We start from the raw sequence: 22505 nt of genomic DNA, 5'->3' as shown, positions 1-22505 counted from the left end.
CCATCTACTGGATGGCGCAAAAGGTGGTCGGCCCGATCGGCCTGGCCGCGCACCGCTAGCCGGCGTGGGCCGAGACCACCATTCAAACATCCAGCCACCCGCTGTCCACGACAATGGTGATCAGGTCAAGCGGCGGCCCCAGCACATACCTGACTCCTTCAGTTGGCGCCCAGCCAATATCGTTCTGTCTACAAGTGAAGTTGTAATGACGGACGATGCACGACGTTCGTCGAAAATGCGCAACGAATGGTGCGCATTGGCGAAGGGCTGCTTGAGCCATCCATCTTTCGACGCGCTGCGTCGACCCGATCGCAGGCGACACTCGGCGAGCACGGACTGAATTCCTCATGGAAATCTATGCGCATAAAGTCCATTCGCGCAACATGCCCGACAGAGCGGGGTGCAAGCCCTTCGGGGTAATATCGCCATTCGTCCCGATTCGCGGCGCTTGTCCACATCTGCCGGCGATCGGTGTCTTTCGCATTCCGTCTCCTGCATCGTTCATGACTGACAGCCCTGCCCAAGGTGGTCGGACGACCGACTTCTTGCCGTATCTCGTCGCCGCAACGTTCTTCATGGAGTACCTCGACACGACCGTGATCGCGACTGCGCTGCCGCAAATGGCGCGCTCGTTCGGCGTCGGGCCGAACGCGCTGAGCTTGGGGATGACGGCCTACATGCTGGCGCTGGCGGTGTTCATCCCGATCAGCGGCTGGATCGCGGACCGCTATGGATCGCGCACGGTATTCGCGAGTGCGATCGTCGTCTTTACCGGTGCGTCGGTGCTGTGCGGGCTGTCCGAGGGCGTCATGACGTTCACGGCTGCGCGCCTGCTGCAAGGCGTGGGCGGGGCAATGATGGTGCCGGTCGGACGGATGATCGTCGTGCGCAGCACCGAAAAGGCCAAGCTGATGCGAGCGATCGCGACGATCACGTGGCCGGGCATCGTCGCGCCTGTCGTCGGGCCGCCGATCGGCGGCTTCATCACAACTTATGCGTCATGGCGCTGGATCTTCCTGCTGAACGTCCCGTTCGGTATTGCCGCGCTCGTCTGTACCTGGCTGATCGTCCGGAACACGCGGGCCGACGAGCAACGGCCGCTCGACTGGGTTGGATTCGTGCTGGCCGGTGGCGCATTGACTTGTCTGTTGATCGGTACCGAAGCGGCCGGCCAGCAGGATGTCGACTTCACGCGCGCGGGCGTCCTGGTGGGTGCGAGCGTGCTGTTCGGCGCGGCAGCATGGTTGCATGCGCGACGCTGCGCGCATCCGCTGCTCGACTTCACCACGCTGAAGGTGCCGACCTTCTCGGTGACGGTGATCACCGGTTCGATCACGCGGATGGCGATCAACGCCGTGCCGTACCTGCTGCCGCTGTTGTTCCAGATCGGCTTCGGGCTGTCGCCGTTCCAGTCCGGCCTGTTGCTGCTCGCGAGCGCGCTCGGCAATCTGGGGATGAAGGCGGGAACGTCTTGGATTCTCGACCGATACGGCTTCCGGCGCGTTGCACTCGTCGACGTGACAATTGTCGGCATCTTCACGATTGCGTGCGGCTGGCTGACCGCGTCGACGCCGCTGACGATCACGCTGCTCGTCGTATTCGTCTACGGACTCACGCGGTCGATGCAGTTCACGACGCTCGCGACACTCGCCTATGCGGATATCCCTGCTCATCAGACGAGTGCAGCCAGCACGCTGTGGAGTGCCGCACAGCAAATGACGATCGGGATGGGGATCGCGTTCGGTGCGTTGTCGCTGCGGCTCGCGGCGTTGGTGCGCGGCGATGCGGCCGGCATGCACTACGTGCTTGACGACTTCCGCTGGGCGTTCGTCGCGGCGGGCGTGCTCGCGCTGCTGACGTTGCCGGGCTATGCACGGCTCGCCTCCGATGCGGGCGACAGATTGCGGGCTAATGTAGCGCGCGGATAGGCTGATTTTCTGCCGACTTTGTGCTGCGACAGGTGCGTGTTTGGGCTCCTTGTCGCTCACTTCCCGATTCGGGAGACAGACTGCAGGCTAATGTAGCGTGCGGATAGGCTGATTTTCCGCCGACTTTGTGCTGCGACAGGTGCGTGTTTGGGCTCCTTGTCGCTCACTTCCCGATTCGGGAGACAGACTGCGGGTTAATGTAGCGCGAGGATAGGCCGATTTTCCGCCGACTTTGTGCTGCGACAAGTGAGTGCCTGGGCTCACTGTCGCTCACTCGGAACGTCGATCTATCGTGTCGTGAAGGTATCGCGGGAAGCGAAAGCGGTCATCCACCACAGCGGATGAATGAGCTGATCGCGCGGTGATACCCGTTCGCTAAGAACCCTGATCGATCACGCGCGATTGGCATGTCAGATGCGCGGCATTTCCCGCGCGGATCCGCGCGTGTGATGGACGACATGGCAGCGTCGTGCTTATCCCGATCGCCGTCACTGCGCGTCATGAAAGATGATGCCGACCGTGTGACGGTGGCCGCTGCGGATCCGGCTCACGCCGTGGCGCAGGTTGACGCGATAGACGCCGCGCGTCCCCTGCACGGGTCTGCCGTGCACGGCGAAGATCACCGCGTCGCCTTGCATCAGCGGCACCACTTCCGCCCGTGATTGCATGCGTGGCCGCTGTTCCGTCAACATGAATTCCCCGCCCGTGAAATCGCGGCCGGGCGCCGACAGCAGGATCGCAACCTGCAGCGGAAACACGTGCTCGCCATAGAGATCCTGATGGAGGCAGTTGTAGTCGTCGGGACCGTATTGCAGGATCAGCGGTGTCGGTCGCGTCTGCCCCGACGCATGGCAGCGATCGAGGAATGTCGTGTGGTCTTTCGGATATCGGACGTCGATCCCGAGCGCCTGGTTCCAGCGATTCGCGATGGGTGCGAGATGCGGGTAGATCGTCGCGCGCAGCTCGGCAATGACCGCGGGCAGCGGGTACGCGAAATACTTGTATTCGCCGCGGCCGAATCCGTGCCGCGCCATCACGACGCGTGAACGATAGAGCGCATCGCGCGGATAGAGCGATGCGAGCGCTGCGCACTCGCTTGCCGAGATCAGGCTCGGCACGCGCGCGCATCCGTAGCGATCGAGATCGGCGTCGACGGTCGTCCAGTCGATCGCGTCGACGCGTTGCGCGATATCCGGCGATTCGACGGCAGGATGCAGGGCGGCAATGTTCACGGGCGTACCTCGGTTCGTCGGCAATGTGGCGCTGCGCGGAATGCTGTTGAAGCGTTGCGCACGGTTGAATCCACGATGAGCGTTGATGAGCCGAGTCTAGCGACGTCAGTGTGTCGGCGCGCTCCAGATCTTGCGCTTCAATTCGGGAAGTGAAGGGGAAAGCTTGCGACGGAGCACGGCCGCGCCTGACGCGGCGACGGACCGAAGCGGAGAAGCGGAGAAGCGGAGAAGCGGAGAAGCGGAGAAGCGGAGAAGCGGAGAAGCGGAGAAGCGGAGAAGCGGAGAAGCGGAGAAGCGGAGAAGCGGAGAAGCGGAGAAGCGGAGAAGCGAGCGGCGAATCTTCCACGACAGGCGGCCGGCTCACACCGGCCACCCGTCGCAACGCGAATCAGGCCACCGACCGGAACAGCCAATAGAGCCCGCCGGCAAGCACGATCGACGCCGGCAGCGTCAGCACCCACGCCAGCACGAGGCTGCGCACCGTGCTCCATTGCAGCCCGGAGCCGTTCGCCGCCATCGTGCCCGCGACGCCTGACGACAGCACGTGAGTCGTCGACACGGGCAATCCGTAAACGTCGGCCGCGCCGATCGTCAGCATCGCGACGAGTTCGGCCGACGCGCCCTGTCCGTACGTCAGATGCTGCTTGCCGATTTTCTCGCCGACGGTCACGACGATCCGCTTCCAGCCGACCATCGTGCCGAGGCCCAGTGCGATCGCGACCGCAACCTTCACCCACGTCGGAATGAATTTGGTCGCGTGGTCGAGCTGCTTGCGATAGTTGTCGATCGCGAGCTTGTCGTCGGCGGCGAACGCGGGCTGCCCCGACTTCTCGATCAGGCGGATTGCTTCGGACACCAGATACATCGTGTTGCGCACGTTGTCGATGTCGTGTTGCGGCACGGCCGCCATCGAGCCCGACGCGCCAACCGCGGTCGCGAGCGACGTGGACAACTGCTGAACGGCGGGGATCACGGCCGGCGTCAGTTCGCGATGCTGTACGTAAAGCTCGACGTCGGCGCGCGGGTTCGCAGACGGTGCGACGCCGTTCGTGTACTTCCCGAACGTCGCGGCTGCCTGGTTTGCAACCGCAACGAAGGTCTGCGTCTCGGCCGGCGTGACGGCCTTGTTCAGTGCATAGGCAGTCGGCACCGTGCCGATCAGGATCAGCATGATGAGGCCCATCCCTTTCTGCCCGTCGTTCGAACCGTGCGCGAACGACACGCCCGTGCAGGTCAGGATCAGCAGGCAGCGAATCCAGAACGGCGGCGGCTGATCCTTCGGCGGTTCCTTGTACAACTCCGGAACCCGCACGAGGGCTTTCAGCACGAGCAGCAACAGCGCGGCGCACAGGAAGCCGACGATCGGCGAGAACAGCAGCGACTTGCCGACGCCGAGCGCCTGGCCCCAGTCGACGCCGCTCGTGCCGGACGGCCCGTGCATCAGCTGGTTCATCAGCCCGACGCCGATGATCGACCCGATCAGCGTATGCGAGCTAGACGAAGGCAACCCGAAATACCAGGTCGCGAGGTTCCACACGATCGCGGCGATGAGCAACGCGAACACCATCGCGAAGCCCGCGCCGCTGCCGACCTGCAGGATCAGCTCGACCGGCAGCAACTGCAGGATGCCGAACGCGACGGCGCCGCTCGAGACCATCACGCCGAGGAAGTTCCACATGCCGGACCAGATCACCGCGACGTTCGGCGTGAGCGAGTGCGTATAGATCACGGTGGCCACCGCGTTTGCGGTGTCGTGGAAACCGTTGACGAATTCGAAGCCGAGCGCGATCAGCAGCGCGGCGCCGAGCATCAGGTACGGGAACAGCGACCCTTCACGCACCGGCGACAGATCGTCGATCAGGTGCGTGGCGATATAGATCGCGCCGATCGCGAGCACCAGCAGGAAGACGGCATAGCCGAGCTGTCTGGTGCGTTCGACGGAACCCGGCGAGTTCGGGGCAGACGAAGCAGGTTGATTCATGACGGTATCTCGTAAGGGAACCGCGACTGATCCTAGCTTCGGCTAGCAGTCAGTTTGATGACAGCAGGGATGGCGAACGGTATGTCTTACGGCGACGTAAGGTGATCGTCGCCATGCGATTGCGATACGACGCGGCACGTCGGCTTGCGTCGTGCGCGATATCGCGAACGCAACACGGCAGGAGGCTAGGTGGCAGTGTCGCGCCGATCGTCGTCGGCGATCAACCTCCATCCGTGTGGCGACGCAGCGAAGGTCGTGCACGACAGCGGCGCAACGTCGATTCGGGTCGCCGCGTCGGGATTCAACCGCAGCGCATGCGCGACGGCCGCACGAACGATCGGCGCATGCGTGATGGCGACGATGTCGCGGCCGTGTTGCAGCGCGTTCATCCATGCGCCGACGCGGCGCATGGCTGCGTCGAACGATTCGCCTCCGTGCGGCGACGCGGACGGATCGCCGATCCACGCGCTCAATTCGTCAGGCAGGTCGCGCGCGAGGTCGTGCAGCCGCTTGCCGCGCCAGTTCCGGTAGTCGACGTCGCGCAGTGCGTCGTCGATGTCGGCGCGCAGTCCGAGTGCATCGGCGGTCTGCACCGCACAGCGGGCCGGGCTGCACAGCACGAGCGAGCCGGCGACGTCCGTCCAGCGGTTGCGCAGTGCCGCGGCTTCGGCGAGCCCGTGCGCGTCGAGCGGATCGTCGTCGGGAAACGTGCCGGTGCGCATCGCCCGGGTCGATGCGTGTGCGATCAGGCGCAGCGAGGCATGCATGTTCATGTCGGTTTTCGAGGGCTCCGGGGCGGGACGCGATCGCCACCGTGCGATCACTTCAATACGCGAACGTTCGCGCGTACAATTCGCCCGATACGAAACGCGGAAGCCGGTGCAATTCCGGCGCGGTCGCGCCACTGTAACCGGGGAATCCATGATCCCGGAAGCCAGACCTGCCTTCGTACCCATTCAACATTTGCCGGGGCGCGATTCCCCTGAGGTGCATCCATGAGCGAAGCAGTGCTGAAGCCGGCAGTCGTGCCGGCACCCATCCCCGTCCGTGAACTGTTGCCGTGGGCCGTGTTCGTCGGCCTGATCCTGTTGCTCGCCCTTTATTTCGTGGGCGCGGAACAAGGTGCGACGTCACTCGTGCCGGGCATGTACGTCCACGAATTCGTCCACGACGGCCGCCATCTGCTCGGCTTCCCCTGCCACTGACGCGGAGTTCATGATGGTCGGAAAGCTGCTCATGCGCGGGATGCTCGCAGGCATCGCCGCAGGCCTTCTCACGTTCGGTTTCGCGAGAGTCGTCGGCGAACCGCAAGTCGATCAGGCAATCTCCTTTGAAGAAAAAGCCGACGCCGCCAAGGGCGACGCACCGGAGCCCGAGCTGGTCAGCCGCCACACGCAGGCCGGCCTCGGTCTGCTGACGGGCGTCGTGACCTACGGCGCGGCATTCGGCGGGCTGTTCTCGCTGGTCTTCGCGTATGCCTACGGGCGAGGCAGCCGCCTCCGGGCACGGCCGCTGGCCGCCTGGCTCGCACTGGCGTCATTCGTCGCGCTCGTGATCGTGCCGAACCTCAAGTACCCGGCCAATCCGCCGTCGGTCGGCGATCCCGACACGATCGGCTATCGCACGGGCCTGTTCTTCCTGATGATCGCGATCTCGGTCGCGACGATGGTGTTCTCGGTCAGCGTGCGCCGCCATTTGCTGGCGAAGCTCGGCCAGTGGAACGCGTCGATCGTCGCCGGGCTCGTGTTTGTCGCGATCATCGCGGCCGTGCAGATCGGGCTGCCGTCGATCAGCGAGTTACCGGCCGATTTCCCGGCGGCCTTGCTGTGGAAGTTCCGCGTTGCGGCGATCGGCATGCAGGTGATCATGTGGACGACGATCGGCCTGCTGTTCGGCGCATGGGTCGAGCGCGGCGAACGCACCGGCCTGCGCGCCGCCTGACGCGGATTGCAACGGGGCGCGCCTAGCGCAGCATGCGCGGCGCGCTCCCGGTCGATTCGCGCGCCAGCGCGACGAACGCGGCCAGATAGTCGATCGACGCATCCGCCTCGCGGATGCCGAGGAAGATCTGCTTCGCGATTCCCTTCTTGCCGAGCTTGACCGGCACGACCGGCATCCGGTCGGCGTATTCGTCGGCCAGCCATCTCGGCAGCGCGGCCACGCCGCGCTCGCTCGCCACCATCTGCAGCATGATGTCGGTGGTCTCGATTGACTTGTGCCGCCTCGGCACGATGCCGGCCGGCGTCAGGAACTGGTTGTAGATGTCGAGCCGGTCGGTCTCGACCGGGTAGGTGATCAGGATCTCGTCGGTCAGCTGTTCGGGCGTCACGTAGTCGGCGTTCGCGAACCGGTGTGAGTCGGCGACCACCAGCACCTGCTCGTAGTCGAACACCGGGTCGAAGCGCAGGCCCGGCTTGTTCAGCGGATCGGGCGTCACGAGCACGTCGATGTCATAGCCGAACAGGGCGCCGATGCCGCCGAACTGGAAGCGCTGCTTCACGTCCACGTCGACGTCGGGCCAGCGCGACAGGTACGGCGACACGACCTTCAGCAGCCACTGGTAGCACGGGTGGCACTCCATCCCGATGCGCAGCGTGCCGCGCTCGCCCTTCGCGTACTGCTTCATCCGCTCCTCGGCGAGCTCGAACTGCGGCAGCAGCCGGTTTGCCAGCTTCAGCAGATACTGCCCGCCCTGGGTAAGCCGCAGGCCGCGACCCTCCCGATCCCAGATCGGCGTGCCGAGCTGCTGCTCGATTTTCCGGACGGTATGGCTGAGTGCCGATTGCGTGAGGTGCAGCATATTGGCGGCCGCGGTCAGCGAGCCCTGACGCTCGACCTCACGAATGACGACGAGATGGAATCGTTCCAGCATGGATATCGCTCGCGTAACAGATGCATGAACAATTTTAATGGATGAATGAAATAATGCCATTTTATTTCATGGTTTGAAATCCCTATGATGGCTGCCGGATCTTCACTTCTTCTGGACGGCAGCTCATGGTCACGACACACAACCTCGGTTTCCCGCGCATCGGTGCGAAGCGCGAACTCAAGTTCGGTCTCGAACGCTACTGGAAGGGCGAATCGTCGCGCGACGAGCTGAAGGCGCTCGGCGCCGAGTTGCGGCAGCGTCACTGGAACGACCAGCGCGACCTGGACCTGGCCCCGATCGGTGACTTCGCGTTCTACGATCAGGTGCTCGACATGAGCTTCACGCTCGGTAACCTGCCGAAGCGCGTGCAGGATTTCCACGGCGATGCGCTCGACAACTATTTCCGCGTCGCGCGCGGCCGTTCGGCGCAGTCGGCGGAAGAGCATGCGGCGTGCTGCGGTGGCGTCGCGGCCGGCGAAATGACGAAGTGGTTCGATACGAACTACCACTACATCGTGCCGGAATTCCACGCGGACACGAACTTCTCGCTCGACCCGTCGCGCCTGTTGCAGCAACTGGCTGAAGCGAAGGCGCAGGGCGTGAACGCGAAGCCGGTGATCATCGGCCCCGTCACGTACCTGTGGCTCGGCAAAGCGAAGGACGATTCCGACCGCCTCGCGCTGCTGCCGAAGCTGCTGCCCGTGTACGGCGCGCTGCTCGACACGCTGACCGCACAGGGCGTCGAATGGGTGCAGATCGACGAGCCGATTCTCGTCACCGAACTCGACGCCGAGTGGCGTCAGGCATTGCGCACCGCCTATGAGGCGCTGGAAACGCGCCGCATCAAGCTGCTGCTCGCCACCTACTTCGGCCAGCTTCAGGACAACCTGACGCTCGCGGCTTCGCTGCCGGTCGACGGCCTGCATGTCGATGCCATCAACGCACGCGACGAGGTCGACGCGCTGGTGCGTGAACTGCCGGCCGGGCGCGTGCTGTCGGTTGGCGCGATCAATGGCCGCAACATCTGGAAGACGGACCTGAACGCGACGCTCGACTGGCTCGAACCGCTCGCGAAGCAGCTGGGCGAGCGCCTGTGGGTCGCACCGTCGTGCTCGCTGCTGCACGTGCCGGTCGATCTCGCGAGCGAGGAGAAGCTCGATGCGGAAATCCGCTCGTGGCTCGCGTTCGCGCTGCAGAAGCTCGACGAGCTGAAGGTGCTCGCGACCGCGCTGAACGAAGGCCGCGACAAGGTGGCCGATGCGCTGGCCGCGAACGCTGCCGCGATCCATTCGCGCCGCCACTCGCCGCGCGTGAACAACCCGGCGGTGAAGGCCGCGATCGCACGGATCGACGCGCAGCTCGGCAACCGCGTGAGCCCCTATACGCAGCGTGCGCCGAAGCAGTCGGCGCGACTGAACCTGCCGGCGTTCCCGACGACGACGATCGGCTCGTTCCCGCAGACCGGCGAAATCCGTCACGCGCGCAGCCAGTTCAAGGCCGGCGCGCTGGACGATGCGGGCTACCGGGCCGCGATGCAGGCTGAAATCGAACGCAGCGTGCGCGAGCAGGAAGCACTGGAACTCGACGTGCTGGTGCACGGCGAAGCCGAGCGCAACGACATGGTCGAATACTTCGGCGAACAGCTCGACGGCTACGCGTTCAGCCAGTTCGGCTGGGTGCAGTCGTACGGTTCGCGCTGCGTGAAGCCGCCGATCCTGTTCGGCGATATCAGCCGCCCGAAGGCGATGACGGTCGAATGGATCACGTATGCGCAGTCGCTGACGAACAAGCCGATGAAGGGCATGCTGACCGGCCCGGTGACGATCCTGAACTGGTCGTTCGTGCGCGACGACCAGCCGCGCTCGGTGTCGTGCTACCAGCTTGCGCTGGCGATCCGCGAGGAGGTGCTCGATCTCGAGAAGGCCGGTGTGCGCGTGATCCAGATCGACGAGGCCGCGCTGCGCGAAGGGCTGCCGCTGCGCCGCGCGCAATGGGGCGAGTACCTGCGCTGGGCGGTCGAATCGTTCCGCATCACCGCGAACGGTGTGCAGGACGATACGCAGATCCACACGCACATGTGCTATTCGGAGTTCAACGACATCATCGCGTCGATCGCCGACATGGACGCGGACGTGATCACGATCGAGACGTCGCGCTCGGACATGGAGCTGCTCGACGCGTTCGACAACTTCAAGTATCCGAACGAAATCGGGCCGGGCGTGTACGACATCCATTCGCCGAACATCCCGACGCAGGCGCACATCGTCGGCCTGATGAAGAAGGCGGCCGAACGGATTCCGGCGGAGCGCCTGTGGGTGAACCCGGATTGCGGCCTGAAGACGCGCCAGTGGGCGGAAGTGATCCCGGCGCTGACGAACATGGTCGCCGCCGCGAAGACGCTGCGCAGCCAGGTGCAATAACGCGGGCCTGTCGTATTGCGCGCTCGGCGGCACGCGCAACGCGATGCCTGCCTTGCACGCGGACTTCCGTACGGGCAAATGAAAAAGGGCAGCGCGGTGCGCTGCCCTTGCTTGCGATGACCGGGCAGGCGGGTGAAGCTGCCTGCGCCGGTGTGCGGGTCTTACACGGTGCGCGCGCCGCGCGGTAGCGCGTCGTCCTGCTTGCGGGGCGCACCGGCATCGTCGATGCTGACGCGGCGCGAGATCAGCCACACGCACAGCGACGACAGCACGGCGGCACTCGTGTACTGGATCGCGAGCGGCCACCATTGCGGCGCGGTGTTCTGCGCGATGATGGTCGCCACCAGCGGCGTGAGGCCGCCGGCGAGCGCGCCGCACACCTGGTACGCGATCGAGATCGCCGTGTAGCGGATGCGTGCGACGAAGATGCCGCTGACGAAGCCCGCGACCACCGAGTAATAGCCCGATTCCGCGAGTGTCGCGAGGCCGACGCCGACCGTGATCGACAGCGGCGTGCCCATGTGCACGAGCGGCAACATGACGAACGGGACGATCGCGGCCCAAGCGCCGGTGATCAGCAGCACGCGCGTGGTGCCGAAGCGCTGCGCGAGGAACGCGGCCGCGAGCTGTACGACGAACTGCAGCACGGCGACGATCGTCATGCAATGCAGCACCATCGACCGGTCGAGCGACAGGAATTGCGTCGCGTAGCTGATCATGAAGATGTTGCTGAAATACACGCCGGCGATGCCATACACGTTCGCGCCGATCGCGAGCAGCAGCAGCGGCCAGTACCTGAGCGCTTCACGCAGCGGCTTTTGCGCGATGTTGCCGCTCTTCTTGATTTCCTCGAACTCGGGCGACTCGGAAACGCTCGCGCGGATCACGAAGCCGACGATCAGCAGTACGGAACTCGCGAGGAACGGCACGCGCCAGCCCCAGCTCATCATGTCTTCCTTCGACAGCGTGCTGATCGCGCCGAACGCGAGCATCGACAGGATCAGTCCGCTCGCGCTGCCGAGCTGCGCGAACGATGCGAAGAAGGTGCGCTTGCCTTCCGGCGCATGCTCGCCGGCGAGCAGCACCGCGCCGCCCCATTCGCCACCGACCGCGATGCCTTGCAGCACCCGCATCAGCACGAGCAGGATCGGTGCGATCACGCCGGCTTGCGCATGGGTCGGCAGCAGGCCGATCGCGACCGTCGACACGGCCATCAGCATCAGCGTCGCGAGCAGCGAGCGCTTGCGGCCGAAGCGGTCGCCGAGATAGCCGAACATCACGCCGCCGAGCGGCCGCGCGAAGAAGCCGACCGCGAACGAGCCGAACGATGCGAGCAGGCTGATGAAGCGGTTTTCTCCGGGAAAGAACAGCGGCCCGAACACGATGGCGGCGGCGGTCGCATAGCTATAGAAGTCGTACCACTCGATCGTGGTGCCGACGAACGACGCGAGCGCCGCCCGCTTGGGTTGCTTGACGGAAGTCCCCATCTTTATGTGTGCTCCTCTGGAATCCTTTGATTTGGAATAGTGGTGGGCCGGGATCAGTCGCGGTACGCGACGCCCGGCAGCACGCACAGCAGCTCGTACGCGAGGTTCGCGCCGAGCAGCGCCGTGGTGCCGAACGGGTCGTACGGCGGCGCGACTTCGACGAGATCGCAGCCGACGATGTTCAACCCCTTCGCGCCGCGGATGATTTCGAGTGCCTGCGGCACCGTGAGGCCCGCGATTTCCGGCGTGCCGGTGCCCGGCGCGTAGGCCGGGTCGATGCCGTCGATGTCGAAGCTGATGTAGACGGGCGTGTCACCGACGCGTGCGCGCACTTCTTCCATCAGCGGCGCAAGCGACTTGTTCCAGCATTCCTCGGCCTGGACGACGCGGAAGCCCTGCTCGCGGCACCAGTCGAAATCCTCGGCGGCGTAACCCGTGCCGCGCAGGCCGATCTGCGTGACCTTGTCGCCGTGCAGCAGGCCTTCCTCGACCGCGCGGCGGAACGGCGTGCCGTGCGCGATCTTTTCACCCATCATCGTGTCGTTCACGTCGGCGTGTGCATCGACGTGGATCAATGCAACCTTGCCGTGCTTGCGGTGGATCGCGCGCAGGATCGGCAGCGCGATCGTATGGTCGCCGCCGAGCGTGATCGGCTTGCAGTCGTGTTCGAGGATCGCGTCGTACGCGGCTTCGATGCGCGCGATGGAATCGTGCAGGTTGTACGGATTGATCGCGACGTCGCCGATGTCGGCGATCTGCAGCGAATCGAATGGCGCGGCGCGCGTCGCCATGTTGTACGGGCGCAGCAGCACGGATTCGGTGCGGATCTGGCGCGGGCCGAAGCGCGCGCCGGTGCGGTTGGAGGTGCCGAGATCGAACGGCACGCCGACGAAACAGGCGTCGAGGCCTTCGGCGCTCGCCACGTGCGGCAGGCGCATCATCGTCGCGATGCCGCCGCAGCGCGGCATTTCATTGCCGCCGAGCGGCTGGAAATGGGTGTGGTCGTTCATGGGCTGTCTCTTCCGATGTGGGGTTGCCGTATCATCCGACGCGGCTTGGCGCACAGTTTTACGCGCTCAGCCGGGAAAGAAGAATGCGAAGATATCGACGTAAACATCGATTTTCATCGATGTATGGAAGGGGATGAACGTGCTGGGAAATCTGTCGACCCTCGATCTGCGGTTGATCCGCGTGTTTCTCGCGGTCACGGACGCGGGCGGCGTGTCGGCCGCGCAGGCCGTGCTGAACGTCGGGCAGTCGACGATCAGCGCGCAGCTTTCGTCGCTCGAAACGCGGCTCGGCTACCGGCTCTGCGAGCGCGGCCGCAGCGGTTTCCGGCTCACGCCGAAGGGCGAGCGGTTCCACGCGATGAGCCGCAAGCTGCTCGCGGCGCTCGACGAATTCGGGATGGCCGCGCGGCACATGGACCGCCAGCTGGTCGGCACGCTGCACATCGGCCTGATCGGTCATACGCCGGTGAGCCAGAACGCGCGGATCGCCGAGGCGATCGCCGCCTTCCGCACGCGCGACGAGGCCGTGCGTTTCTCGATCTCCGTGCGCGCGCCGGGCGATCTCGAAGAGAAACTGCTGAGCGACGAGATCCAGATCGCGGTCGGCTACTTCTGGCACCGGGTGCCGTCGCTGCACTACACGCCGCTGTTCATCGAGCGCCAGGTCGCTTACTGCGGGCGTGGCCATCCGCTGTTCGACGGCGCTGGCGCGCTGACGCCGGCCGACGTCGCGGGCTTCGAATGGGCGTGGCGCTCGTATCCGTTGCCCGAAGCGCAGATGTCGACGACGCCCGACCGCGTGACCGCGACGGCCGACAACATGGAGGCCGTCGCGCTGCTGATCCTGTCCGGCCACCACCTCGGCTATCTGCCGCAGCACTTCGCGGCGCCTTACGTCGCGCAGGGGCTGCTCACGCCGCTCAATCCGGAGCAACTGCGCTACGACGTCACGTTCCACATGGTCGTCGCGCGCAACGGGCGCGGCAATCCGCTCGTGGAAGCGTTTCTCGAGGATCTCGAACGCGCACACCAACCGTCCGACATCGCGTAGGCCCGCCGGCATCAACAATGTCAGCGAGTGTTGCAGCGGCGCGGCCCGATGCGGCCCACATCGATCGGCGTCGAAGTGACGAACCGGGCGCTAGGGTCGGCTCGCGTGTGCCGTCGACCCACCGGCATCACGGCACCGGCAGCCCCGCGTCGTGCTTGACCTCGCGCAGCGACAGTGCCGATTCGATCGACGTCACACCCGGCAGCATCCGCAGCGATTCGCGCAGGAACGTGCCGTAATCGTCGAGATCGCGCGCCACGACCTGCAGCAGATAGTCGGCGGTGCCCGCCACGTTGTGGCACGCCAGGATCCGCTCGATGCCGAGCACTTCCCGCTCGAAGCGATCGGCGGTCTTGCGGTCGTGCGTCGCGAACCGCACGAGCACGAATGCAACGACGCCGAAGCCGAGCGCCTGGCGCGACAACTGCGCGCGGTAGCGCTCGATGTAGCCGTCGTTTTCGAGGCGCTTCAGGCGGCGCGCGCAAGGGGTCTCGGAGAGGCCCACGGTGTCGGCGAGGCGGGCGATCGGCAGGCGGCCGTCGCGCTGCACCGCGGCAAGGATGGCGCGGTCGGTTTTGTCGAGTTCGGTCATGGTGGCGGATTCCTGGTGCGGATTCGACGATTGTGGCGGATTCCCCTACGAATCGCCAATCCTGAACCAAAGATGGCCAATAATCCCTCGCACTCTGGCGGCAACATATCGCCGTAAGAGGACAGGGGCAGACCATGATTTCCACGCATTTGCTGTTGATTTATCTCGCCGCGCTGGCGGCCATCTACGCGGTGCCGGGGCCGGACATGGCGCTCGTGCTGCAGACCAGCATCGGCCGCGGCGTGCGGCCGGGGATGGCGGCGGCCGCCGGCCTGTCGCTCGCCCGCACCGCGCACGTGACGCTGTCCGCCTGCGGCGTCGCGGCGCTGATCCGCAGCGCGCCGTGGCTGTACGAAGTGATCCGCTACGGCGGCGCGCTTTATCTCGCCTACGTCGCGATCCAGGTGTTCCGTTCGCCCGTGTTCGCGCTCGGCGACGGCGAAGCGGCGGCCACGGCGGGCGAGTTGCGCCAGTCGTTCGTGAAGGGCCTGCTCACCAACCTGCTGAACCCGAAGGCGCTGTTGTTCTGCTCGGTGCTGCTGCCGCAGTTCGTGCGCCCCGAGGCCGGGCCGGTCGTGTTGCAGATGTTCGAGCTGGGCGCGCTGCTGGTGGCCGCCGGCGTGTGCTTCGATCTCGCGTGCGTGTTCGGCGCGTCGCGGATCGCCGCGTGGATGCGTGCGCATCCGCTCGCGCAGACGGTGCAGCGCTGGACATTTTCTGCGGCGCTGATCGGCTTCGCGCTGCGCCTGTCGATGGACTGAGTGCCGCTGCGGCGTCGCGCCCGCGCAGGTCGCGCGGCGTGTCGCCGCAGCGGATGAGGGCCGCGCGCAACGCCGGCCCGCGCGTGCGCCCCGTCGCAGAAGGACGTGCGCGCAAATCGTCTGACTGTTCTAAACTCCCTGTTACTTCGCGCTGTCGCGAACCCGACCGACCGAACGGAACCGTCTCCCGCCGGCCCTGTCCGATTTCCTGGCTGTTCCGTGCAACGCGGTACCAAGGAGGGTCTGAACATGGCAAGGCATCTTCACGCCGACCGTGAACCCCGAATCGTCGCCGAGTCCAAGTGCCTCGGTCCGTGCGATCCGGCAGAACGCATCCACGTCACGATCATGTTGCGGCGGCAGGAAGAAGGGCAACTCGATACGCTGCTTCACCAGCTCGCCACCGGCGACGCGCAAGCGAAACCGGTGTCGCGCGAAACCTTCGCGCAACGTTTTTCCGCCAATCCCGACGACATTCGCAAGGCCGAGGACTTCGCGCGTCGCCACCAGCTGACGGTCGATCGCGTCGATCCGGTCGAAAGCGTCGTCGTGCTGTCCGGCACGATCCAGCAGTTCGAAGCCGCGTTCGGTGTCAAGCTCGAGCGCTTCGAGCATCAGTCGATCGGCCAGTATCGCGGCCGCTCCGGCCCGATCGCGCTGCCCGACGATCTCGGCGACGCCGTCACGGCCGTGCTCGGCCTCGACAGCCGTCCGCAGGCGCGGCCGCACTTCCGGCTGCGACCACCGTTCAAGCCTGCGCGCGGCGGCGCGGCGGGCGTCACGTTCACCCCGATCCAGCTGGCATCGCTGTACGGCTTTCCGGCCGGCGACGGCGCCGGGCAGTGCATCGCGATCATCGAGCTCGGCGGCGGTTACCGCGCGGCGGACATCCAGCAGTATTTCCGCGGGCTCGGCATCACGACGCCGCCGACGCTCGTCGACGTCAACGTCGGCACCGGCCGCAACACGCCGACCGGCGACCCGAGCGGCCCGGACGGTGAAGTCGCGCTCGACATCGAGATCGCCGGCGCAATCGCGCCGGCCGCGAAGATCGCCGTCTATTTCGCGGCGAACAGCGACGCGGGCTTCATCCAGGCCGTCAACGCGGCCGTCAGCGACACGACCAACAAGCCGTCGGTGATCTCGATCAGTTGGGGCGGCCCGGAGGCGATCTGGCAGACACAGTCCGCGCAGGCGTTCAACCGCGTGCTGCAGGCGGCGGCCGCGCAGGGCATCACGGTGTGCGCGGCATCCGGCGATAGCGGCTCGGGTGACGGGCTGCAGGACGGCGCCGATCATGTCGACTTCCCCGCATCGAGCCCGTACGTGCTCGGCTGCGGCGGCACGCAGCTCGACGCGCTGCCCGGGCAGGGCATCCGCAGCGAGGTCACGTGGAACGACGAGGCGGCCGGCGGCGGCGCGGGCGGGGGCGGCGTCAGCACGCTGTTCGACCTGCCGGCCTGGCAGCAGGGGCTGACCGTCACGCGCGCCGATGGCAGCAGCGCACCGCTCGCGAAGCGCGGCGTGCCGGACGTCGCAGGCGATGCGTCGCCGCAGACGGGCTACGAAGTGTCGATCGCGGGCACGGCCACGGTGATGGGCGGCACGAGTGCGGTCGCGCCGTTGTGGGCCGCGCTGATCGCGCGGATCAATGCGGCGGCGAGCGCGGCGGGCGGTGCGGCCGCCGGCTGGGTCAATCCGGTGCTGTACAAGAATCCGGGTGCGCTGCGCGACATCACGCAGGGCTCGAACGGTACGTACGCGGCCGCGCAGGGCTGGGATGCCTGCACGGGCCTCGGCAGCCCGAACGGCGCGCAGCTCGCCGCGATCCTTGTGCGCAAGCCGTCGAGCTGACGGCCGCGGTACACGGCTTTCCGTATGGCGCGGGCTGCCTGCCCGCGCCTTTTTCTCACCTCCAGGAGCAGCACGATGGGCATCGATTCCGCATCTTCCGGCGGCGTGTATCCGCTGCATCACGGCGACCACAATTCGCATGGCGTGTCGCCGACCGTCAATCCGGTCGCGTTGGCCCACGGCCGCGACCAGCCGTTCTTCGATCCGGTCGCGTACGGCAACGGCCCCGACGACTCGGTGACCGACACGACCGAGGCGGCCGCGATCACGCATCACACGATCCTGATCGACGGCAAGCGCATTGCCTACACGGCGACGGCCGGCCATCTCGTGACGGTCGACCCGAGCAGTTCGCAGCCGGCCGCGAAGCTCTTCTACGTCGCGTTCACGGCCGACGGCGCGAAGGAAGAAACGCGGCCCGTGACGTTCTTCTATAACGGCGGGCCCGGCTCGTCGTCGGTGTTCGTGCTGTTGGGCTCGTTCGCGCCGAAGCGCATCAAGACGTCGATGCCGGGGTTCACGCCGCCCGCGCCGTACCAGATGGAAGACAACCCGGACAGCATGATCGACCACAGCGACCTGGTGTTCATCAACCCGGTCGGCACCGGCTATTCGGCGGCCGTCGCGCCGAACAAGAACCGCAACTTCTGGGGCGTCGACCAGGATGCGGATTCGCTGAAGCAGTTCATCAAGCGCTACCTGACGAAGAACAACCGCTGGAATTCGCCGAAATACCTGTTCGGCGAATCGTACGGCACCGCGCGCAGCTGCGTGCTCGCGTACAAGCTGCACGAGGACGGTGTCGACCTGAACGGCGTCACGCTGCAATCGTCGATCCTCGACTACCGGCAGGCCGGCAACCCGGTCGGCGCGCTGCCGACTGCGGCCGCCGATGCGTGGTATCACAAGAAACTCGGCGTCACGCCGGCACCGACGGATCTCGGCGCGTTCGTCGAGGAAGTCGCGCAGTTCTCGCGCACCGACTACCTGAACGCGCTGCGCGCGGTCCCGCATGCGGACCCGGCCGCCGTGCAGAAACTGTCGCAATACACTGGCATCGATACCGCGACGCTGCAATCGTGGAGCCTCAATATCGCCGGCTACGACGCACGCGGCAATTCGCTGTTCCTGACGACGCTGCTGCATGCGCAGGGGCTCGCGCTCGGCTCGTACGACGGCCGCGTGACCGGGATCTCGTCGGGCATCGCCGGCAAGATCGACCCGAACTCGGGCGGCAACGATCCGACGATGACGGCCGTGACGGGCGTCTACACGGCGATGTGGAACAGCTACCTGAACGAGCAGCTGAAGTTCACGTCGAATTCCGCGTTCACGGACCTGAACGACCAGGCTTTCCAGAACTGGGATTTCAGCCACATCGACCCGACCGGCGCGCAGCAGGGCATCGATGCGCAGGGGAACGTGATCCTCTATACGGCCGGCGATCTCGCCGCGGTGATGGCGTTGAACGTCGACCTGAAGGTACTGTCGGCGAACGGCTTCTACGATTTCGTCACGCCGTTCTACCAGACCGTGATCGACCTGCAGCAGATGCCGCTCGAGGACCAGAAGGTGCGGCAGAACCTGTCCGCGCGTTTCTATCCGTCGGGGCACATGGTGTATCTCGACGGCGGCTCGCGTACCGCGCTCAAGCGCGATCTCGCGACGATGTACGACGCGACGGTCAGCGACACGGGTGCGCGGATGCGGATTCGCGCGCTGCAGGCGACGAAGACGGGCGGGCACGCGTAGCGGTGCCCTGCCGCGTGTGGCCGTCACGGCCGCGCGCGGCGGATGGGCCACGACGCCGCCGGCCGGTTGCCAGGCCGCAGCGCCGGATTGCGACGCTGCGGTCGTTCCGCCGCGCTAGCCGCTTAGGCGGTCGGCCAGTCGAACGGCGTGTACGGCAGCGCGCGCTTGTGGCGCGAACCTTCGTGGAAGCGCAGCACCGTCTCGTACACATGGTCGCTGACCGGCTTGCCTTCGAGGAAATCGTCGATCTCGTCGTAGCTCACGCCGTACGCGTGCTCGTCGGGGCGCAGCGGGCGCAGTTCCTCGAGGTCGGCCGTCGGCACCTTCATCACGATCAGTTCCTCGCCGCCGAGCGCACGGGCCACCGCGCGCACGCGACGCTTGTTCAGTCCCGCGAGCGGCAGGATGTCCGCGCCGCCGTCACCGAACTTCGTGAAGAAACCCATCAGCGACTCCGCCGCGTGATCGGTGCCGATCACGATGCCGCGTCGCGCACCAGCCACCGCGTACTGCGCGATCATGCGCTCGCGCGCCTTGATGTTGCCGTGCACGAAGTCCTGCTGCGCCGGCGTCTCGAAGGCATGGCCGGACGCGGCCAGTGCGCCGAGCATTGCATCGGCGGCCGGCTTCACGTTGACGGTCAGCTCCTCGTCCGCGCGGATGAACGCGAGTGCGCGCTGCGCATCGGCTTCGTCGTTCTGCACGCCGTTCGGCAAGCGCATGGCAATGAAGCGTGCATCGTAGCCGTCGGCGCGCAGGCGCTCGACCGACAGTTGCGCGAGCCGGCCGGCCGTCGACGAATCGACGCCGCCGCTGATGCCGAGTACGTAGGTCCGCAGGCCGGTCGAACGAAGATATTGCGCGAGGAATTCGACGCGGCGGGCGATCTCGGCCTCGGCGTCGAAGTGCGGGGCGACGTTCAGTTCGGCAATGATCGCGCGTTGGCGGCTGGCGTAATCGGCGGATGTCATGAAGGGAGTTCCGGAACGAAATGCAAGGCGCCCATCATAAGCGCAATCGTGGCGCGGCGCCGCGCCGGGCGTGCGTTCCGGCGGTTTCGCGTTGCTTCGGCGAGACGCGCTGCATCGCCGTGGTGCACGGTGCGCCGGGGGAGTGCAGGATGCCGCGCGATGGGCCTCCTTTCGCACGACTCCGATGCGGGTATCGGCCCGGCGGTGTGCGTCAGCGCCGCGCGAGCACGACGCCCACCAGCGCGAGCGCGAAGCCGGCGAGCTGGATGGCCGCGAGCGTTTCGCCGAACAGCCAGTAGCCCTGCAGCGCGGCAAGCGGCGGTGCGAGGAACAGCAGCGACGTCGCGCGCGCGGCGTTGCCGCGCCGCAGCATCCACATCAGCATCGTGACCGCGCCGCCGGACAGGAACACGACACCCCATACGAGCGAGACCCACAGCGCCGGCGCGCCGATCCAGCGCGTCTCGTGCAGCAGCGCGACGAAGACGGCCGCGACGATTGCCGCACCGAAGTTCTGGACGGCAACCGCCGTGCGCAGGTCGCTTTTCGCGAGCTTGCCTTTCTGGTACAGCGAGCCGGCGGTGATCGACCCGACCGCAAGCACCGAGACGGCGACGACGAGCCAGGCAGGCGCGGCGCCCGGCGGCGTCGCGACACCGCCCGTGACCTTCGGCGCCAGCACGAGCGCGACGCCGGTGAGCCCGAGCGCCATCCCGAACCAGCCGCGCGCGGGCAGGCGCTCGTTGAACAGCGGAACGGCGAGCACGGCGGTGGCGAGCGGCTGCAGCGCGCCGAGCAGCGCCATGACGCCCGCGTTCAGCCCTTGCGCGACGGCCCAGTAGCTCGCGCCGAGATAGACGCCCTGCAGCAGCGCGCCCGCGATCAGGTGACGCGGCCATTCGCGCCGGGCCGGCCACGGCGCGCGCGCGACGAGCGCCACCACGCCGAACAGCGCGGCCGTGCCCGCAAAACGCGCGAGCAGGAACAGGTTGGGATCGGCGTAGGGCTTGATTGCCCGCGCAACGATGAAGCCGGTGGACCAGAGTGCGACGAAAGCGGCGGCGACGATCGAGGTAAGCATGCGTGACGGGCCGCGATGCGGCCGGACAGAATCGTGAAGTCGGCCAGTATCGGGGGAAGCGATGCTGGCGTCTTGTCGGATCCTGCACTCATGCTGCGTGCCGAACGTGCCGAACGTGCCGAACGTGCCGAACGTGCCGAACGTGCCGAATGTGCCGAATGTGCCGAACGCGTCGAACGCGTCGAATGTGTCGCACATGCGGCCGTCGGTGTGGGCCGGGCGATGCCGCGGGAAGGAGAGGGGCGCCGCCCGGCATGCGGAGCGGGCGAGCGTGAAGCAGCGAAGATCAGTCGATCGAGAACGTGTCGAGCGGCTGGTTGGCGCGTGCGTCGGTCGCGAAGCGCGCGGCGAGCTGTTCGTAGAGCCGGCGGGCCTCGTCGAGCGTCAGGTCGATCCAGTACGGATCGCCGGCCGCATCGTTGAGACGTTCGGGCGGAAACTGGATTTCGATCACACTGCCTTTGCGATACATGGCGCGAGCCCCTTTGCTTGGTCTGTCATTCGGCGAAGCGCAAAGTGTAGCAACCGGCGCCGCGCCGATTCGCGCGCGTCAGGCAATACAGAATTTCGGTTTCGGGAAACGCGGCCTGCCCGGTTTCCCGCCGCAGTCAAATGCCGGTCAAACGGCCGTAATACAATGGTCGGCTTACCCATTACCAGTCGCCTCGGGCGCACACGCGATGCTGGCGGAACAACGTCATCAATTCATCCTGTCGGAGCTCGGACGGTCGGGCGCATTGTCGGTCGCGGAACTCGTCCGCTCGCTCGACGTGTCGCGCGAGACCGTGCGGCGCGACCTGAACGCACTGGCCGCACGCGGCCTGCTCGTGATGACGCACGGCGGTGCGCTGGCCGCGGATCGCCGCGAGCCGAGCCTGTCGGAGCGCGAAGCCGCGAACGCGGAAGCGAAGCGCACGATCGGGCGGCGCGCGGCCGAATTCGTGCCCGACGATGCATCGGTGCTGATCGATTCGGGCAGCACGCCGCATGCGGTTGCGCTCGCGCTTGCCGACCGGCACCGGCTGTCGATCTACACGAACGACTGGCGCACCGCGTTCGTGCTCGCGCGGCGCAACGGCAATCGCGTGACGCTGCTCGGCGGCGAGCTGTCCGACGACGAGGACGCCACCTTCGGGCTCGACACGATCCAGCAGCTTGCGCAGTACCACGTCGATTTCGCGTTCGTCGGCGCCGGCGGCATCACGCCCGACGGCGAATGCACCGACTACTCGCGGCTCGCGGCCGAGGTGCGCAGCCGGATGATCGCGGCGGCCGGCACCGCGATGATCGTCGCCGACCATTCGAAATTCGGCCGCGTGACGCCGGTGCGGATCAACGGCACGGCCGCTGCCCGCTATCTCGTGACCGAACGCGCGCCCGACAAGGCCGTGCGCCGCGCGCTGACCGCGCGCGGGATCGAACTGCTCGTGTGCGACTGACGCGCGTCCGACATACAAGGTTCATCGAACCGTCATTGCGCGGGAAGAACCGCCGTCAAGACTGACCCATTCAT

The 22505-nt window shown here is 66.4% G+C and carries 19 protein-coding genes and 1 riboswitch; of the genes, 9 read left to right on the top strand and 10 right to left on the bottom strand.

Annotated elements, in window-relative coordinates; genetic code table 11:
- Positions 1-503: 503 nt before the first annotated feature.
- Entirely contained in the window at positions 504-1928 is a 1425-nt protein-coding gene (locus HAV18_RS38290; protein WP_166966029.1) for a DHA2 family efflux MFS transporter permease subunit, read from the top strand.
- Positions 1929-2416: 488 nt separating this feature from the next.
- Here the strand turns inward: HAV18_RS38290 and HAV18_RS38285 are convergent, their stop codons facing one another.
- The 3 genes from HAV18_RS38285 to HAV18_RS38275 form a co-directional block, all read right to left on the bottom strand.
- Positions 2417-3160, bottom strand: coding sequence for a 2OG-Fe(II) oxygenase (locus HAV18_RS38285; protein WP_166966019.1), 744 nt, complete (start codon positions 3158-3160; stop codon positions 2417-2419).
- A 388-nt stretch (positions 3161-3548) separates the two neighbouring features.
- Complete coding sequence (locus tag HAV18_RS38280; RefSeq protein ID WP_166966017.1) at positions 3549-5141, bottom strand: inorganic phosphate transporter; 1593 nt, start codon at positions 5139-5141, stop codon at positions 3549-3551.
- A 185-nt stretch (positions 5142-5326) separates the two neighbouring features.
- Positions 5327-5914, bottom strand: a complete 588-nt coding sequence (locus HAV18_RS38275) for a histidine phosphatase family protein (protein WP_166966015.1) — start codon at positions 5912-5914, stop codon at positions 5327-5329.
- Positions 5915-5960: 46 nt separating this feature from the next.
- Positions 5961-6104: riboswitch (cobalamin riboswitch) on the top strand.
- 32 nt (positions 6105-6136) lie between these two features.
- On the opposite strand from HAV18_RS38275, the gene HAV18_RS38270 reads away from it, so the two are divergent.
- Complete coding sequence (locus HAV18_RS38270; protein WP_006488502.1) at positions 6137-6346, top strand: CbtB-domain containing protein; 210 nt, start codon at positions 6137-6139, stop codon at positions 6344-6346.
- Positions 6347-6359: 13 nt separating this feature from the next.
- A complete protein-coding gene (locus HAV18_RS38265) occupies positions 6360-7082 on the top strand; it encodes a CbtA family protein (RefSeq protein ID WP_166966013.1) in 723 nt (240 codons plus the stop codon).
- Between the two features lie 22 nt (positions 7083-7104).
- Here HAV18_RS38265 and HAV18_RS38260 read toward each other — a convergent pair whose 3' ends face one another.
- A complete protein-coding gene (locus tag HAV18_RS38260; RefSeq protein ID WP_166966012.1) occupies positions 7105-8013 on the bottom strand; it encodes a LysR family transcriptional regulator in 909 nt (302 codons plus the stop codon).
- A 125-nt stretch (positions 8014-8138) separates the two neighbouring features.
- Between HAV18_RS38260 and metE the strand changes: the two genes are divergently transcribed.
- Positions 8139-10433, top strand: a complete 2295-nt coding sequence (gene metE, locus HAV18_RS38255) for a 5-methyltetrahydropteroyltriglutamate--homocysteine S-methyltransferase (RefSeq protein ID WP_166966010.1) — start codon at positions 8139-8141, stop codon at positions 10431-10433.
- Between the two features lie 161 nt (positions 10434-10594).
- Here metE and HAV18_RS38250 read toward each other — a convergent pair whose 3' ends face one another.
- Both HAV18_RS38250 and speB read right to left on the bottom strand, forming a co-directional pair.
- Positions 10595-11920: an MFS transporter gene (locus tag HAV18_RS38250; RefSeq protein ID WP_166966008.1), complete on the bottom strand. Its 1326-nt coding sequence runs from the start codon at positions 11918-11920 to the stop codon at positions 10595-10597.
- A 53-nt stretch (positions 11921-11973) separates the two neighbouring features.
- Entirely contained in the window at positions 11974-12930 is a 957-nt protein-coding gene (speB, locus tag HAV18_RS38245; protein ID WP_011353980.1) for an agmatinase, read from the bottom strand.
- A gap of 133 nt (positions 12931-13063) precedes the next feature.
- Here speB and HAV18_RS38240 point away from each other — a divergent pair, with 133 nt between their 5' ends.
- A complete protein-coding gene (locus HAV18_RS38240) occupies positions 13064-13981 on the top strand; it encodes a LysR family transcriptional regulator (RefSeq protein ID WP_208102285.1) in 918 nt (305 codons plus the stop codon).
- A gap of 127 nt (positions 13982-14108) precedes the next feature.
- On the opposite strand, the gene HAV18_RS38235 is transcribed toward HAV18_RS38240, so the two are convergent.
- Positions 14109-14573, bottom strand: coding sequence for an Lrp/AsnC family transcriptional regulator (locus HAV18_RS38235; RefSeq protein WP_011353982.1), 465 nt, complete (start codon positions 14571-14573; stop codon positions 14109-14111).
- A gap of 134 nt (positions 14574-14707) precedes the next feature.
- Between HAV18_RS38235 and HAV18_RS38230 the strand changes: the two genes are divergently transcribed.
- The 3 genes from HAV18_RS38230 to HAV18_RS38220 all read left to right on the top strand — a co-directional run bounded on the left by HAV18_RS38230 (position 14708) and on the right by HAV18_RS38220 (position 18940).
- Positions 14708-15334: a LysE family translocator gene (locus tag HAV18_RS38230; RefSeq protein WP_166966006.1), complete on the top strand. Its 627-nt coding sequence runs from the start codon at positions 14708-14710 to the stop codon at positions 15332-15334.
- Positions 15335-15583: 249 nt separating this feature from the next.
- On the top strand, positions 15584-17188 hold the full coding sequence (locus HAV18_RS38225; RefSeq protein WP_166966004.1) for a protease pro-enzyme activation domain-containing protein: 1605 nt from the start codon (positions 15584-15586) through the stop codon (positions 17186-17188).
- Positions 17189-17263: 75 nt separating this feature from the next.
- The gene (locus HAV18_RS38220) at positions 17264-18940 is read left to right on the top strand and encodes a S10 family peptidase (protein WP_166966002.1); all 1677 of its coding nucleotides are present in this window, start codon (positions 17264-17266) and stop codon (positions 18938-18940) included.
- A gap of 122 nt (positions 18941-19062) precedes the next feature.
- On the opposite strand, the gene nadE is transcribed toward HAV18_RS38220, so the two are convergent.
- The 3 genes from nadE to HAV18_RS38205 form a co-directional block, all read right to left on the bottom strand.
- Complete coding sequence (gene nadE, locus HAV18_RS38215) at positions 19063-19911, bottom strand: ammonia-dependent NAD(+) synthetase (RefSeq protein ID WP_166966000.1); 849 nt, start codon at positions 19909-19911, stop codon at positions 19063-19065.
- Between the two features lie 211 nt (positions 19912-20122).
- Entirely contained in the window at positions 20123-20992 is an 870-nt protein-coding gene (locus tag HAV18_RS38210) for a DMT family transporter (protein ID WP_166966025.1), read from the bottom strand.
- Between the two features lie 286 nt (positions 20993-21278).
- On the bottom strand, positions 21279-21464 hold the full coding sequence (locus HAV18_RS38205; protein WP_006480515.1) for a hypothetical protein: 186 nt from the start codon (positions 21462-21464) through the stop codon (positions 21279-21281).
- Positions 21465-21672: 208 nt separating this feature from the next.
- Here HAV18_RS38205 and HAV18_RS38200 point away from each other — a divergent pair, with 208 nt between their 5' ends.
- Positions 21673-22431 (top strand): DeoR/GlpR family DNA-binding transcription regulator, encoded by a 759-nt coding sequence (locus tag HAV18_RS38200; RefSeq protein WP_039339705.1) that lies wholly within the window; start codon positions 21673-21675, stop codon positions 22429-22431.
- The last annotated feature ends 74 nt before the right edge of the window (positions 22432-22505 follow it).

Origin of the sequence: Burkholderia sp. D-99 (assembly GCF_011605345.1) — a bacterium.
Taxonomy (GTDB): domain Bacteria; phylum Pseudomonadota; class Gammaproteobacteria; order Burkholderiales; family Burkholderiaceae; genus Burkholderia.
This window is presented reverse-complemented; position numbering and strand designations above follow the sequence as displayed.

What these genes read in the sequence shown, in the direction of transcription:
- HAV18_RS38290 (WP_166966029.1), top strand. Translation starts at nt 504, where the DNA reads ATGACTGACAGCCCTGCCCAAGGTGGTCGGACGACCGACTTCTTGCCG.
- HAV18_RS38280 (WP_166966017.1), bottom strand. Translation starts at nt 5,141, where the DNA reads ATGAATCAACCTGCTTCGTCTGCCCCGAACTCGCCGGGTTCCGTCGAA.
- HAV18_RS38275 (WP_166966015.1), bottom strand. Translation starts at nt 5,914, where the DNA reads ATGAACATGCATGCCTCGCTGCGCCTGATCGCACACGCATCGACCCGG.
- HAV18_RS38270 (WP_006488502.1), top strand. Translation starts at nt 6,137, where the DNA reads ATGAGCGAAGCAGTGCTGAAGCCGGCAGTCGTGCCGGCACCCATCCCC.
- HAV18_RS38265 (WP_166966013.1), top strand. Translation starts at nt 6,360, where the DNA reads ATGGTCGGAAAGCTGCTCATGCGCGGGATGCTCGCAGGCATCGCCGCA.
- HAV18_RS38260 (WP_166966012.1), bottom strand. Translation starts at nt 8,013, where the DNA reads ATGCTGGAACGATTCCATCTCGTCGTCATTCGTGAGGTCGAGCGTCAG.
- metE (WP_166966010.1), top strand. Translation starts at nt 8,139, where the DNA reads ATGGTCACGACACACAACCTCGGTTTCCCGCGCATCGGTGCGAAGCGC.
- HAV18_RS38250 (WP_166966008.1), bottom strand. Translation starts at nt 11,920, where the DNA reads ATGGGGACTTCCGTCAAGCAACCCAAGCGGGCGGCGCTCGCGTCGTTC.
- speB (WP_011353980.1), bottom strand. Translation starts at nt 12,930, where the DNA reads ATGAACGACCACACCCATTTCCAGCCGCTCGGCGGCAATGAAATGCCG.
- HAV18_RS38240 (WP_208102285.1), top strand. Translation starts at nt 13,064, where the DNA reads ATGAACGTGCTGGGAAATCTGTCGACCCTCGATCTGCGGTTGATCCGC.
- HAV18_RS38235 (WP_011353982.1), bottom strand. Translation starts at nt 14,573, where the DNA reads ATGACCGAACTCGACAAAACCGACCGCGCCATCCTTGCCGCGGTGCAG.
- HAV18_RS38230 (WP_166966006.1), top strand. Translation starts at nt 14,708, where the DNA reads ATGATTTCCACGCATTTGCTGTTGATTTATCTCGCCGCGCTGGCGGCC.
- HAV18_RS38225 (WP_166966004.1), top strand. Translation starts at nt 15,584, where the DNA reads ATGGCAAGGCATCTTCACGCCGACCGTGAACCCCGAATCGTCGCCGAG.
- HAV18_RS38220 (WP_166966002.1), top strand. Translation starts at nt 17,264, where the DNA reads ATGGGCATCGATTCCGCATCTTCCGGCGGCGTGTATCCGCTGCATCAC.
- nadE (WP_166966000.1), bottom strand. Translation starts at nt 19,911, where the DNA reads ATGACATCCGCCGATTACGCCAGCCGCCAACGCGCGATCATTGCCGAA.
- HAV18_RS38210 (WP_166966025.1), bottom strand. Translation starts at nt 20,992, where the DNA reads ATGCTTACCTCGATCGTCGCCGCCGCTTTCGTCGCACTCTGGTCCACC.
- HAV18_RS38205 (WP_006480515.1), bottom strand. Translation starts at nt 21,464, where the DNA reads ATGTATCGCAAAGGCAGTGTGATCGAAATCCAGTTTCCGCCCGAACGT.
- HAV18_RS38200 (WP_039339705.1), top strand. Translation starts at nt 21,673, where the DNA reads ATGCTGGCGGAACAACGTCATCAATTCATCCTGTCGGAGCTCGGACGG.